Origin of the sequence: Campylobacter concisus, assembly GCF_902460545.1 — a bacterium.
Classification (GTDB): domain Bacteria; phylum Campylobacterota; class Campylobacteria; order Campylobacterales; family Campylobacteraceae; genus Campylobacter_A; species Campylobacter_A concisus_AE.
Genome location: NZ_CABPUE010000001.1, coordinates 150,777 through 164,791, shown reverse-complemented (window position 1 = coordinate 164,791; position 14,015 = coordinate 150,777). Strand labels below are relative to the sequence as shown.

At 36.2% G+C, this 14,015-nt stretch carries 8 protein-coding genes and 2 pseudogenes; 7 read left to right on the top strand and 3 right to left on the bottom strand.

Annotated features, from left to right (window positions below; all coding sequences use genetic code 11):
• Positions 1-43: 43 nt before the first annotated feature.
• From FZ949_RS00795 to FZ949_RS00770, 6 genes are read left to right on the top strand one after another with little or no spacing between them, the layout of a single operon-like run.
• Positions 44-1,360, top strand: coding sequence for a S41 family peptidase (locus FZ949_RS00795; protein ID WP_410369078.1), 1,317 nt, complete (start codon positions 44-46; stop codon positions 1,358-1,360).
• Positions 1,361-1,377: 17 nt separating this feature from the next.
• Positions 1,378-2,088 carry a phosphoribosylaminoimidazolesuccinocarboxamide synthase gene (gene purC / locus FZ949_RS00790; protein WP_103624883.1) on the top strand — a complete coding sequence of 237 codons (711 nt, stop codon included), beginning with the start codon at positions 1,378-1,380 and terminating at the stop codon, positions 2,086-2,088.
• 8 nt (positions 2,089-2,096) lie between these two features.
• The gene (gene purS, locus FZ949_RS00785; RefSeq protein WP_087577064.1) at positions 2,097-2,333 is read left to right on the top strand and encodes a phosphoribosylformylglycinamidine synthase subunit PurS; all 237 of its coding nucleotides are present in this window, start codon (positions 2,097-2,099) and stop codon (positions 2,331-2,333) included.
• Positions 2,330-2,995, top strand: a complete 666-nt coding sequence (gene purQ, locus FZ949_RS00780) for a phosphoribosylformylglycinamidine synthase I (protein ID WP_148790002.1) — start codon at positions 2,330-2,332, stop codon at positions 2,993-2,995. Before purS ends, purQ begins: the two co-directional genes overlap by 4 nt.
• On the top strand, positions 2,989-4,284 hold the full coding sequence (locus tag FZ949_RS00775) for an SH3 domain-containing protein (protein WP_107953782.1): 1,296 nt from the start codon (positions 2,989-2,991) through the stop codon (positions 4,282-4,284). The genes purQ and FZ949_RS00775 overlap by 7 nt, the downstream gene beginning before the upstream one ends.
• Positions 4,265-4,939, top strand: a complete 675-nt coding sequence (locus tag FZ949_RS00770) for a lysophospholipid acyltransferase family protein (protein WP_223154721.1) — start codon at positions 4,265-4,267, stop codon at positions 4,937-4,939. Before FZ949_RS00775 ends, FZ949_RS00770 begins: the two co-directional genes overlap by 20 nt.
• 143 nt (positions 4,940-5,082) lie before the next feature.
• Here FZ949_RS00770 and FZ949_RS09705 read toward each other — a convergent pair.
• Both FZ949_RS09705 and FZ949_RS09700 read right to left on the bottom strand, forming a co-directional pair.
• Positions 5,083-6,135, bottom strand: a pseudogene (locus FZ949_RS09705) (methyl-accepting chemotaxis protein); the annotation flags it as partial.
• 27 nt (positions 6,136-6,162) lie between these two features.
• Positions 6,163-6,996, bottom strand: a pseudogene (locus tag FZ949_RS09700) (Cache 3/Cache 2 fusion domain-containing protein); the annotation flags it as partial.
• A 309-nt stretch (positions 6,997-7,305) separates the two neighbouring features.
• Here FZ949_RS09700 and htpG point away from each other — a divergent pair.
• The gene (gene htpG, locus FZ949_RS00760) at positions 7,306-9,162 is read left to right on the top strand and encodes a molecular chaperone HtpG (protein WP_148790001.1); all 1,857 of its coding nucleotides are present in this window, start codon (positions 7,306-7,308) and stop codon (positions 9,160-9,162) included.
• A 58-nt stretch (positions 9,163-9,220) separates the two neighbouring features.
• Here htpG and FZ949_RS00755 read toward each other — a convergent pair whose 3' ends face one another.
• Positions 9,221-13,927 (bottom strand): hypothetical protein, encoded by a 4,707-nt coding sequence (locus FZ949_RS00755; protein ID WP_148790000.1) that lies wholly within the window; start codon positions 13,925-13,927, stop codon positions 9,221-9,223.
• Between the last annotated feature and the right edge of the window lie 88 nt (positions 13,928-14,015).

The following is a 14,015-nucleotide window of genomic DNA, read 5'->3' as shown; positions in this document are numbered from 1 at the left end:
ATACTTTTTTTAGCCAAAAGCTAATAGAATTGAGCCAAAAATTATAGGAGAAATTTTGAATAAATTTAGTAGATTTTTTGCACTAAAAATTACAGGTGCCTTGCTTATCTCAAGTGTAGCAGTGAATGCACTTTTTGCAAAGAGTGAAGACGAAGCAAGTGCGAAGCTTGAAGCACTTTCAAAGCTTACAAAAACAATTTCAACCGTTGAAAAATACTATGTTGATGACATTAAATTTAAAGAGATCATCGATAAAGCCATTGCTGGTTTAATGCAAAATTTAGATGCCCACTCAAGCTTTTTAAATGAAAAAGCTTACAAAGATATGCAGGTGCAAACAAGTGGAGAATTTGGTGGCCTTGGCATAACAGTTGGTATGAAAGATAGCGCACTAACCGTTATCTCACCGATAGAAGATACCCCAGCTGATAAAGCAGGTATAAAATCAGGCGATATTATCTTAAGGATAGATGGCAACTCAACTATCGGTACAACGATAGATGAAGCCGTAAATAAAATGCGTGGCAAGCCAAAAACTCCAATAACTATCACAATTTTGCGAAAAGGTGAGCAAAAACCATTTGATGTAAAGATCATAAGAGATCTAATAAAGGTTGAGTCTGTCTATGCAAAAATGATAGAAAATGACAACATTCTTTACGTGCGTGTTACGAATTTTGACAAAAATGTTGTTACAAAGGTAAAAGAAGCGATCAAAGAGTATCCAAAAGCAAGTGGCATCATACTTGATCTTAGGAATAACCCTGGCGGACTTTTAAATCAAGCTGTTGATCTAGTTGATCTTTTTGTAGATAACGGCGTCATCGTCTCTCAAAAAGGTCGCGACGCATCTGAGAATGTAGAGTATAAAGCAAGTGCTAGTAAAACTCTTTCAAAACTACCGCTTGTTGCACTAGTAAATGGCGGAAGTGCTAGCGCTAGTGAGATCGTAAGTGGCTCACTTCAAGACCATAAACGTGCTGTAATAATCGGCGAAAATACCTTTGGCAAAGGAAGCGTTCAAGTAATCCTTCCAATAGACGATACAGAAGCATTAAGGCTAACCATCGCAAGATACTACTTGCCAAGTGGCAGAACTATCCAAGCAGTTGGCGTAACACCCGATGTAATCGTACATCCTGGTAAAGTACCACAAAGCGACGATAGTGCGTTTAGCATCAAAGAGAGTGAGCTAAAAGCGCACCTAAAAAGCGAGCTAAACAAGATAAATCCTACAAGCGAGGGCAATAAAACTGAAGCAAAAGATGATAAAAAGATAATCACGCAAAAAAAAGTTGATGAAGATATTCAATTAAAAACAGCAATTGACACGATCAAAATTTTAAAAATAAAACAATAAATTAGAAGGAGATCTCCATGCAAAAAAGAGAGCTTATTTACGAGGGAAAAGGTAAAAAAATGTATGCCACAGACGATGCAAATTTGCTTGTGGCTGAATTTAAAGACGATCTAACAGCATTTGATGCTCAAAAAAGAGGCAACGAAGCTGGTAAAGGCGCATTAAATAATAAAATTTCAACACAGCTTTTTAGGCTTTTGGAGAGTAAAGGCATCGTGACTGATTTAGTTGAGACTATCAGCGACACTGAGCAAGTAGTCAAAAAATGCGAGATCATACCTCTTGAAGTTGTTGTTAGAAATATTGCAACTGGTTCACTTAGCAAAAGACTTGGCATAAAAGAAGGCACAGTTTTACCTTTTACTCTTGTTGAGTTTTACTACAAAAATGATGATTTGCACGATCCATTAGTAACCGATGAGCACTGTATCATTATGGGATTAGTAAAGAGCGAAAAAGATCTTCAAACTCTAAGACACACAGCAAGAGAGATCAACTCTATATTATTTAAATTTTTTGCCGAAAGAGACCTAAAACTAGTTGATTTTAAAATAGAATTTGGTATCGACAAAGACGGCAATATCATTCTAGCTGATGAAATAAGCCCTGATAGTTGTAGATTCTGGGATGCTAAAACTAATGAAAAACTTGACAAAGATAGATTTAGACAAGACCTTGGTAGCGTAAAAGTCGCTTACGAAGAAGTTTTAAGAAGAATTTTATCGTAAGGACAAAAATGAAAGCTGTTGTAAATATAGCATTAAGAAGTGGGGTCCTTGACCCTGCTGGCAAAGCAGTGGAGCATGCTTTAAATTCTCTTGGATTTAGCGGTGTATCAAATGTCAGGATAGGCAAACAAATCGTTTTAGATATCGACGAGAGCGATAAAAATAAAGCAAACGAGCAGCTAAAAGTGATGTGTGAAGAGCTTTTAGCAAATACCGTCATCGAAGACTATGAGATCGTGCTATGAAAGTAGCGATCATACTTTTTCCTGGCACAAACTGCGAAGAAGACACAGCTCACGCATTTAAACTACTTGACTGCCAAACACAAATAATCTGGCACAAAGAAGATAAAATAGATGCTGACCTGGTCGTGCTTCCAGGCGGTTTTAGCTATGGAGATTATCTAAGAACAGCTGCGATAGCTAAATTTAGCCCAGCTATGCAGGCTGTAAAAGAGCATGCAAAAAAAGGTGGCTATATCTTAGGAATTTGCAATGGTTTTCAGATGCTGCTTGAGCTTGGACTCTTAAAGGGTGCGATGAGAAGAAATGAAAATTTAAATTTCGTCTCAAAATATCACCATCTAAAAGTGATCTCAAATAACAATAAATTCTTAGCAAATTTAGCCAAAAATGAAGTGGTTAATATCCCTATTGCTCATGGCGAGGGCAACTATTATACTGATGAAAACACTCTAAAAGGCCTTTACGACAACGATCAAGTATTACTAAAATACTGTGATGCCAAAGGTAACGAAACAAATCCAAACGGCTCAGTCGACAATATAGCTGGAATTTGTGATGAGAACAAAAAGATTTTTGGTCTCATGCCTCACCCAGAGCGCGCTTGCGAGAAAATTTTAGGTACAGATGATGGTATAAAGATGCTAAAAGGTCTAGTTTGGTAAAACATTTTCTTTTTATCTCCCTACTCGTACTAAATTTATTTGCTGTAAATACTGATGAGGTAAGCGTTTTTGACATGATGGACGAAGCTAGGGAGGATAAATTTGTAAATAGCCCTACTTCAAATCCAAAAACTCAAAAACTACCAAAAGAACAAGATTTTTCAAGAAAATTTGTATCACCACAGCCAGAGCGTATCACTCCAGAGCAGATGCGAAACATCGTGCCAACAAACGAGCCAGACATTAGCGTCCCAGATAATCAAGTATATGATAAGATCAAAGTAAAAGAGCTTCTTTTAAAAGCCACAAATGTGCCAAAAAATGTTGTTATAGGAGAAATTTTTAGTGTTGAGATAGTGGCTGATACGCAAAATGACTTTGAGTTTGAGTTTGAGACACAGCTTGATGAAACAAATATCAAATGGCTAAATAAGAAAAATTTTCAATGGGTAAAAAGTGAAGACAACAAATATGTAGGTACTTTTTATCTTGAGGCAACAAGCATTGACGCAAAGACTTTAAAAGTTAGCTTAACCCTAAAAAGAAATGGCGAAAACTATCAAAGCTCAAGCATAAATATCTTTTTACCAAAGCTAAAAGAGCTTAGAAGTGACGAAAACTACAACCATATCGTGGCTGATAATCTTGAAGTTAAGAAATTTAAGACAACAAAATTTGATGATATAAACAATATCATGGTTGTCGAAATTTATGGCAACAACGTGGATCTAAGTGCTTTTAATATAGAAAATAAGACAATTTTAAAGCAAGGCGTAGATACGATAAATGGCGACTTTAACTCACAAAGTGCATATTATTTTGCAGTATTTAAGCCAAATAAAAAATCGCTTGACTTTAACTACTACAACCTAAAAAAGGCTAAATTTGAAAGCTTTTCTTTGCCAGTGAGTGTCGAAGATGACGACGTCAGCACACAAATCGGACTAAATCCAAAACAAAGTGAGTTTAGCACCTATAAAGATGTCATAATCTATTCTTGTGCGGTAATTTTTATATTATTAGCTATTTGGCGCAGAAGGCTTAGCTACTTTTTCGTAGCAGCCATTTTTATAGCACTTGGAATTTATACCTACAACCCTTTTGGTAAGGCTGTTCTAAAACCAGATATTAGCGTTTCGATCTTGCCTACAAAAAACTCAACCATCTTTTACACATCCCGTAAAAATGAAAATGTAGAAATTTTAGACACAAAAGGTGACTACTCAAAAATTTTATTTGCTGATGGTAAGATTGGCTGGGTAAAAAAGGATAATCTTGTCAAAAATTAGAGCTTTATTTTTTGCTATTGAGTTTGTTATCAGCGTTGTTCTAGTCGTCTTTTTTATGTGGCTTTTTAATGATAAAAATAGAGCCATAAGAAAATTTTGGGGAAGATCGCAAAGGTTTTTTGGTGGATATAAACTTGAAGTGATAGGCAATTTTAGTGATGAGGCAAATATCTTACTCATAAACCATCAAAGTATGCTTGATATCATCGTCATCGAAGAGCTTCACCCAAAAAATGTCTGCTGGATCGCAAAGGCACAGATCGGTAAAATTCCTATAATTGGTAAAATTTTAAGCTTACCAAAAATGATAGCGGTTGAACGTGAAAATAAACACTCACTTATAAAGCTTTTAAGCGAAGCAAAAGATAGAGTTGAAAATGGTCGCGTTTTAGCCATATTTCCCGAAGGAACTAGATCTCAAACTAATAAGCTTTTACCTTTTAAGGGCGGTGCAAAACTATTAGTTGAAAAGCTAAATTTAAAAGTTCAGCCTATCGTTATTGTAGGAAGCGACGCGATGAAAGTAAAAGAATTTAGCTTTAAAAAAGCGGATATCAAGCTCTTTTGCCTTGATTTAGTCGATACTTCAAAAGAAAACTGGCTAGAGGCGACTAGAGAGAGTATGCAAAAAGTCCTAGACGAAAATAGAAAATAAATTTGGCTTTGCAAATTTGCAAAGCCCCTACTCTATATCATTATCTATAAAATTTTGATTTTGTACTAGAAATTTTTATCAATAAATTTAAAAAGGTCTAGCTCTCCGCTAGACCTAAAAATATTGGCTTTAGAGGCAGGTTCTTAAGTTCTAAAGACACTAAGTTTTGAATTTAATGCATCTGTCATCTTGTTTAGATGTTCTGCTGCTGAAGCTATCTCTTCGACACTTCTAGCATTTTCAGATGAAATTTGGTTGATATTTGAGATGCCTTCCATGATCTCATTTACATTTTTGCCAGTTACGATGTAGTCTTGCATAGTCTTATCAGACATTACTATGGCATTATTCATTGTCTCACTCATAACATTTATAGTTTTTTCAACGTCACTTGCCACGTGAGTTAGCTCTTGGATCTGCTTAGAGTTGATACCCATTTGCTCGCTACTATCATTGATCGCTTGAACAATGACGTTAATAGTAGCATTTATCTCAGTTAAACTCTTTTGAGTCCTCTCAGCTAGCTGTCTAACTTCATCAGCAACAACGGCAAAGCCACGTCCATGCTCACCTGCTCTTGCAGCCTCAATAGCTGCGTTAAGTGCAAGTAAATTTGTCTGATCAGCTATATCATTGATAACAACAAGAACTGATTTTACCTGCTCGGCATCACGGCTAAGCTGATCGATCTTATCAGCCATTTGATTTTCTACATTAGCAGAGTCAATAATCTGCGATGATAGTGATCTTATAGCTTCAGTTGCCGTTTTTATATGTGTGCTAGCCTTTTGAAGGTCATCTTTGCCAGCTTGAGCTACTGCTAAAGATTCTTTCATATTTTCTTGCATTACTTTACATCTTTGATTTGTCTCTTCTACTATTTCAGTTGATTTTTCTACACGTTTGCCTGTTTGTAGAGATGTAGAACTAAGCTCATTTGCAACGGAACTATTTTCACTTGAAAGGTGCTTTGTATCACTTATTAATACCCTTATTCTTTCAATAAAATCATTTATATCTTTACTTATTTTAGCTATTTCATCTTTACCATAAATAGGAATTTTAATTGTAAAGTCCGATGTTATTGCATTTAAATTTGTTCCTAGTCTATCAATAGGATTTGCAACCATCTTCTTAAGCAAGAACATCGAAACAGCTATCAAAAGTAAGGTAACTATGATACTTGCTATGATGAAATTTTTACTAACTACTTTTAGTGGTGTTAAAAAATCATCAGTAACAGCTGAACCTAAAACCATCCAGTCTAGTTTATCAAATGACTCAAAAGCAACTATGCAGTCAACCCCATCAATTATAATAGGCTCAATACCCTTTCCTTTTTTAACAATATTATCCATAGTAGTTTTTAATTCACTACTTAGCTCTTGATTTGCCTTAGTTGGATGGAAGTCAAATTTTCCAGTTTTAGTATTGTAAAGAGAAAAATATCCATGCTTACCAAGTTTCATCTCAGAAAAAGTCTTTTTCATATTGTTTAATCCTTCGGTAGGATCATAACCAACAAATAAAATTCCTATTACCTCGTTATTTTCAATAATAGGATCATAAATGCTCATATAGTTGCGTCCAAATAAATTTACAACGCCTATATACCTCTCTTTATTTATGATATTTTTATAGGCTTGACCGTTTTTGTCAATCATCGTACCAACAGCTCTACTACCATCAGCCTTCGTCACCGATGTACTAACTCTTAAAAAATTATCACCTGATTTTGCAAAAATGGTTGAAATTCCACCTTTTGTAGCTTTATTAAATTTATCCAGAATATCGTAGTTGTTGTTTAAAATACCATTTTGAGATATTAGATCTATCGCCTCGTATTTGTCAGTTTTGCTCATCTGGTGATTAGTTGAAATTTTTCCAATCATCTCTTTAAAAACACTCATTATTAGCTCTGCACTACTTACATTATCTTTTTCAAATAATTTAACCGTATTCATAGCAAGCTGGACGTTTTGTTCTACTGTAGTAAGCACACCATCTTTTATCTCGCGCTCTAAAATATTTGACGTATATACAACAAAACATGTCATAGATACTGCCAAAACCGTAGCAATCGTTGCTGAAACTTTTACCAAAATACTTCGTAAATTCATTTTGTCTCCTTTTTCCAAAAATTTTCGCCTTGATTATAGCACTATTTTAAATAAACTTTATACAAGAATGCATAATTAATAATAATTAATAAATTATCATTATTATTTTATTCATAAACTATAACTTTTTTGAAATCATTTTAAAAAATTAATTTAAAAACCTTGATAGTAATACTATCAAGGTTAAGTATATTTTTATCACTTTGTGTTATAATCTGCCAAAAATTTAAAACAAGGAAAAGAAAAATGGCAGATAAATTTGAATTTCAAACCGAGGTCAATGACCTTTTAAATTTGATGATCCACTCTCTTTACTCAAACAAAGAGATATTTTTAAGAGAGCTCATCTCAAACTCAAATGACGCTCTTGACAAGCTAAACTACCTTTGCTTAACTGATGAAAAGTATAAAAGCTTAAGCTACACTCCAAGGATCGACATCAAAGTAGATGAGAAAGCTAAGACTTTAACCATCAGCGACAATGGTATCGGCATGGATAAGGACGAGCTCATCGCAAATTTAGGTACCATCGCAAGAAGTGGCACAAAAGGTTTTATGAAAAATTTAAGCGGCGATGCAAAAAAGGATAGCTCGCTGATCGGTCAGTTTGGTGTTGGCTTTTACTCAGCATTTATGGTGGCAAACAAAATCGAGGTCATAAGCAAACGAGCACTTAGCGACAAAGCCTATAAATGGACATCTGATGCAAAAAGCTATGAGATCGAAGATGCTAAAAAAGATAGCTTTGGAACGGACATCATCTTACACTTAAACGATGATGAGTTTGCAAATTCTTGGCGTATAGAAGAGATAGTCAAGAAGTATTCAAATCACATCCCTTATCCGATATTTATGGATAAACAAAGCTATGTCGCTCCAAAAGAAGGCGAAAAAGAGGGCTCTTATGAGACCAAAAATGAGCAGATAAACAAGGCAAATGCGCTTTGGAGGCTAAATAAAGCTAGCCTAAAAGAGCAAGATTACAACGACTTTTATAAGCAAATTTCTCACGACAGTAGCGATCCTCTCCTTTACATACACACAAAAGCTGAGGGCAAGATTGAGTACTCGACGCTATTTTATGTGCCAAGTACTGAGCCGTTTGATCTTTTTAGGGTTGATTATCAAAGTGGCGTGAAGCTTTATGTGAAAAGGGTTTTTATAACTGATGACGCAAAAGAACTCTTGCCACCGTATCTTAGATTTATCAAAGGTGTGATCGATGTTGAGGACTTACCACTAAACGTTAGCCGTGAAATTTTACAAGAAAATGCGATCATGCGAAGTGTCAAAGAGCAAAGCGTGAAGAAAATTTTAAGCGAGCTTGCAAAGTTAAAAGATAACGACCGCGAAAAATACATAAAATTTTACAAACTATTTGGTAAGGTTTTAAAAGAGGGACTTTACGGATTTAACGCAGAAAAAGAGCAAATTTTAGATCTTTGTCTATTTAAAAGCTCAAAAAGAGATGGACTAATCAGCCTAAAAGAGTACAAAGAGGCAATGAAAGAGGATCAAAAATCGATCTATTATATCAGCGGTAATAATGAAAATATGCTAAGAAATTCGCCGCTTCTAGAAAGCTTTAAGAAAAACGACATAGAAGTGCTTATTATGGATGAAGAGATCGACACGATCGTAATGCCAATGGTCAATGAATTTGACAAAACACCTCTAAAATCAGTCTCACACGCTGATATAAATGATGAGATCAAAAGCGGTGAGAAGATCGATGAGAGCAAGGTTGCAAACACGCTTATTAAAATGAAAGAAATTTTAAAAGACGAGGTAAAGGATGTAAGACTAAGCTCAAGACTATCAAGCTCGGCTGCGGTGCTAATTTACGACAAAAACGATCCCGATTATGCTATGCAAGAGATGCTTAAACAAATGGGACAAAGCGCAAACGCTCCAAAAGTTAAACCGATCTTGGAGATCAACGCTGATCATGAAATTTTTGCCAAACTAGAGAAAAACGAGGCGATGGTTTATGACATAGCGCCTTTGCTTCTTGATATGGCAAGGCTAAATGAGGGCATGAGTCTAGAAAATCCAGCTAAATTTTCAGAGCTATTAACGAAAGTGATGATAAAAGCTATCTAAATTTATAAAGCCCAAGAGAAATTTTGGGCTTTAACCTGCTTCTATAAATTTAAATTTCTTATAATAGATCGACCTGTACACCATCTTGAATCTCAAGAAAAACAGTGTGTCTTGTGTTTATTGTATTTCCATTGATAGTTTCTTGGCGATTAAATGTCGCTTTATAGACTTGATTTACTGCGTCACCCTCGCTTGTGACATCTACTTTGTTATATATGTCACCTACAACACTATGTTTTCTATTTAGCGTAGCAACATCAGCTTTTGTAGCTTTTACAAAGTCATGTGTGAGCTGTACCAGGTCTTTGCTGTCGCCTATTACCTTTAGCACTGTATTTACGCTCTCACTAGCTACACTATTGCTTGCATCCCTTGTGTTTCTGCTATCAATAATATCAAAGACACCATCTGGGCTAAATTTTATAGATACCGCTTGATCAGCACTTCCTAGCTGGATCTTTTCAAAGTTATTTATCTTTTTAACGTTATCTAAATTTGAAAAATCCACATCATCAACGACTATCAGAGTGTCCACGCCGCCTCTGCCATCTATCATTCTACCCTTACTATAAACAAAGGCATCGTCTAGGTTGCCACCTTTTATATCACCCTTTTGTCTTAGATATACTAGATCGCCAAAATTTGATTCGCCGTATTTACTAGCGTCACTTAGCTCGTAAGAATTTGTAGTCCCTATCTTTTTTAAATGTCCATTTTGAATAAGTGCTTCAACGTAATTATTACTAAAGAGATGCGTGCCGCTACCTTGTGCTCCAACTAGCATAGATGAAGGATATGGATCTTGAGGGCCATAAGTATTTGCTATACTTTTTGGAAGCATATATAAAGATAAGTTCATCTCACCAGTTCCGTCCATATACTCCATATCAAGTTTATAAAAACCAGCTTTATCAAATGTAAAATCCCTACTCCACCACTGACCATTTTTACCATACGATGCTTCCGTCGTCGGGTTTATATATGTTGTTGGACTTCCAAATTTTTGTGTCGTTCCATTTATAGTAAGCTCTGCATAGTTATGCAAATCTGCTGCTCTTACAGAGTATATTCCAGGTGCACTTACATATATCCAGCCATTCATCTTCATAACAAGATCAGAACCAACAGGATTTGACTCACCAAGAGTATAGTTGCCGGGTCTACCTTTTAAAACACCATTTGCAAAGCCTATGTTATCACCAGTGCCAGCAGCAGTATCGACACCATTTCTAAATTTCTTTGGTGCATATGGATTAGACGCATCGTATAAGGCACTATCTCCGTGTCTACCAACTCTAGCTAGGTCCTCCGCATGCATATTTCCTTGATTAGACAAAGTCTTATAGTATGTTCCTGAAGCAAACTGCACAACATCATAGGTAGTAGAGGCACTTGGGGAATAAATTTCCATATAGTCTTTATAAATAGACTTACCTCCTCGCGTACTATAAACACCAGAATTGTTACCAACTCTAGCTCTCCATGACGGATCTACGTAGTTGTAAAACCACATATCAGCATCAAGACCGCTGTTGCCAATAAATGTAACAGTGCTAATAGATACGTTTCCTGCGGCGTCAGAATTTTTTATCATAAAATTTGCCCCAGTACTATTGGCTGATAGGGCAAAATTTTCAGAATAGCTATGTGTATTATCAAGAGACGAGCTTTTGTGAACAGAATTTAGCAAATCATAAAGATCAACTTTATTTATGGTATTTTTATTAAGAGTGTTGTTACCATTTGAGTCGGTTCCGATACTACCTGAAATATCTACACTAGTAACATTAGACGTGGCATTTGGCGTGCCTATCGCATCTGGAGTAGCATCAAGATCGACTCGAACCAAGAGATCATCATCTTTTGTTTCATCACTTTTTAAAACAGTCGCTCTAATATTTGAGTATCTTTCATCTAGCTTTATCCCAAGCGCTTCAAAGTCCATATTTACACGCTTGTCCGCACCTACAACTAGATCTATATAGTTTTGTCCGTTTGGTAAAATTTTAGCATTACCAAGATCATCTTCAAGAGCCAAACGAAGCTTGGTTCCAGGAGCACGGTCTACACCAAAGACTATATTTGGCTGCTCATCGTTAGTAAGCGAAATATTGTACTCTTTTATAGTTTTGCTCTCATTATCAAAGTTATTTTTCTGAATAACTTTTTCATTATCTCCTGCCCTTAAGTATTTTGCGATATTTATAACCCCTCCATCTATCTGCGTAGCAAGCTTTACATCGTCAATATACTCTAAAATTCCAAAGTCAAATAATCTACCACGGACACCATCAGTCGTTGTAGCCTCGCCAGGAGTTGTAATAGTCGCTCTAACCGGCGTAGAATGATCCATAGAAATAGGAACACCTGGTATGCTAAATTTACCACCAGTTATTGGAAGTGGTGCTGAGCCATCACTTGGTACGGCTGTTAGCCCATCGTCGCTTATGGTATACCTAACGGTTGTAGTCACAGATGGTATGGTAGGAGTCGAGATCGTGACACTTATATTGCTTCCTGGTTTTGTATTATTAGGTAGGTAGATATCAAGATCGCTTTTAGTCGATGACGAGCCAGAAGGAGTCGTTATGCTATCTATCAACCCATCACCGTCATTATCCCTTGCAAACTGCACCTTTATACTATTATCTAGAGTTATCTTGTCTGTGACTGGGGCTGCTTTGTTGCCAGCTTTGTCAGTAAATGTAGTTGTAAAATTTGTCGTAAGCCCATAAAGCCTTGTGGTGGTCTCTATAGTGCCATTATTTACACTAATAGGCACGCCATCATCTCTTGTCGCACTATATACACCAGATGCGTTTTGAGAAATTTTAATAGTAATCTTATCTGTTTTGCCGTCACTTCCTATGATATCTATCTCAAATTTATCACCATCTCTTGTATCATTTGGAATTTTTATCTTTATAGATGTTTTTACGCCATCAGGACTAAAACCACTCTCCTTGCTAGTTAGAATGCCGTCTTTATCGCTATCTTTTGCAAACTGCACATGTGGGGATTTGATAGGCGCAACTATGTCACTTGAAATTTCGCTCACACTTGAAGCCTTTGGAGTGCCAGTAGTTCCGTCAATGATCGTCGTACTTAGCCTTTTTCTGCTTGGATCGCTCGAGTTTGTTGGATCAGTGATTGTGATCTTGCCATTTTCGATAGAAATGATCTCTGTACCACCATCAAGTGTAGCACTAAGTCCGTCAGGTGCGATAGTATATGTCTTTGTCACACTTGTTGGCGTGCTAGCTGGATCATCAACTTTTATACGGATCTTATCGCCAACTACGGCATTGTTTGGTATATAAATATCTATCGATAAGGCCGTACCACCACTTTTTGTAAGCTCGGCTAAATTTATAATCCCATCTTTATTATCATCAAGAGTAAAAACAGCGATTGGATCGTTGTTGTTTGCTATGGTTATGGTTTCAGTTGCACCTGGATTGCCCGACTTACTTATCATTTGGATATTTACATTTGTAGGCGTTGAAGATGAAATTTTAACCGCATTTGCTACGTTAAAACCGACATTTCCACCACTTTCACTTGTGAGTGGATAGCTCTCGCCACTCTCTTTATCTACAAGCGTGTTTTGTGATGTTTTAACCAGTACCTTTTCATGTAAGGTTCCGTCAGGATCGGTAGTCGTTAGCTTTATCTTATCACCTATTTTCATATTTGGCGACAAGATGATCTTAGCATCATCACTTGGCGTGCTAATTGTTGGATTAAAACTATTTTCACTTGCGTCTATGACACCATCGCCATTTAAATCTTTTCCTAAAACGACCTTTTTAAAGCCAAGAGTCGGAGTGATTGTATCAACACTTGCAGCTACCTTTGCCACAGATGAGTTAGTGCCATTTTCCAGAGTGATACTAGAATTTACACTAAATGTAGCATTTGGAGTGACAGCGACACTTGGAATGATAAATTCTTTTTGCTCTGGGTTTGTGGCATTTGACGAAATAGGTAAAATTTCACTTGGATTATTTATATTTATCACGCTTGTGCCAGCTTGATCAACCTTATAAACAAGCATGGTCTTTACACCGTTATTTACAACTTCCAATGTCACTTTGTCGTTTGGCTTGAAGTCATTATTAAAAGTAACCGCCATGCCAGTATGATTTGCATCGCCGCCTGCTTCTGCAATATTTATATAGCCGTCGCCATCAATGTCTTTTAAAATTCTAACACTTGGTGCCACAATAACCGGAGCACTCTCTTTTTGCTCTACCGCTGATACTGCCCAACCAACAAAGCTATGTGGCAATGCTGACTCGTTTGATGTAAAAGGTAGCACAACCGCACCAGCATCAACACTAACAATATTTGAGATATGACCTTGCGTATCAAAATTTAAACCACTTATACTTGCAAAATTACTGCTGTGGCTCGAGCCATGAGAACTATGGCTTGCGTTGTGAGAGTTGTCGTCTTCGCCTTTATTTTTTGTTTCTTCATTCTCACTAAGAAATTTTCTCTTATCTTCTTCTATCTGTGCTTCGCTACCTTGCATGTTAAAATTTACCTTTGATAGCTCTTTTGTGATGATAATAGTTTGAGGCTCAAGTAGTGTGATAGGAGAAGCGTGGTAGAAATTTATAACGACTGTATCACCACTACTTTGTGTTATGATCTCATCGCCTAAAAATATCTCATCTCCTTGTTTTAGTGCGATCAACTTTCCATTGCGTTTTACAAATACTTTTCCACTTATTTTTGCGACTATACCAACGTTTTGCATATTTAGTCCTTTAAATTTAATAATCAATCCATTTAAAATTTCACGCGATTATAGCTAAAAAATATTTTATATAAATAAAAGAATTTAC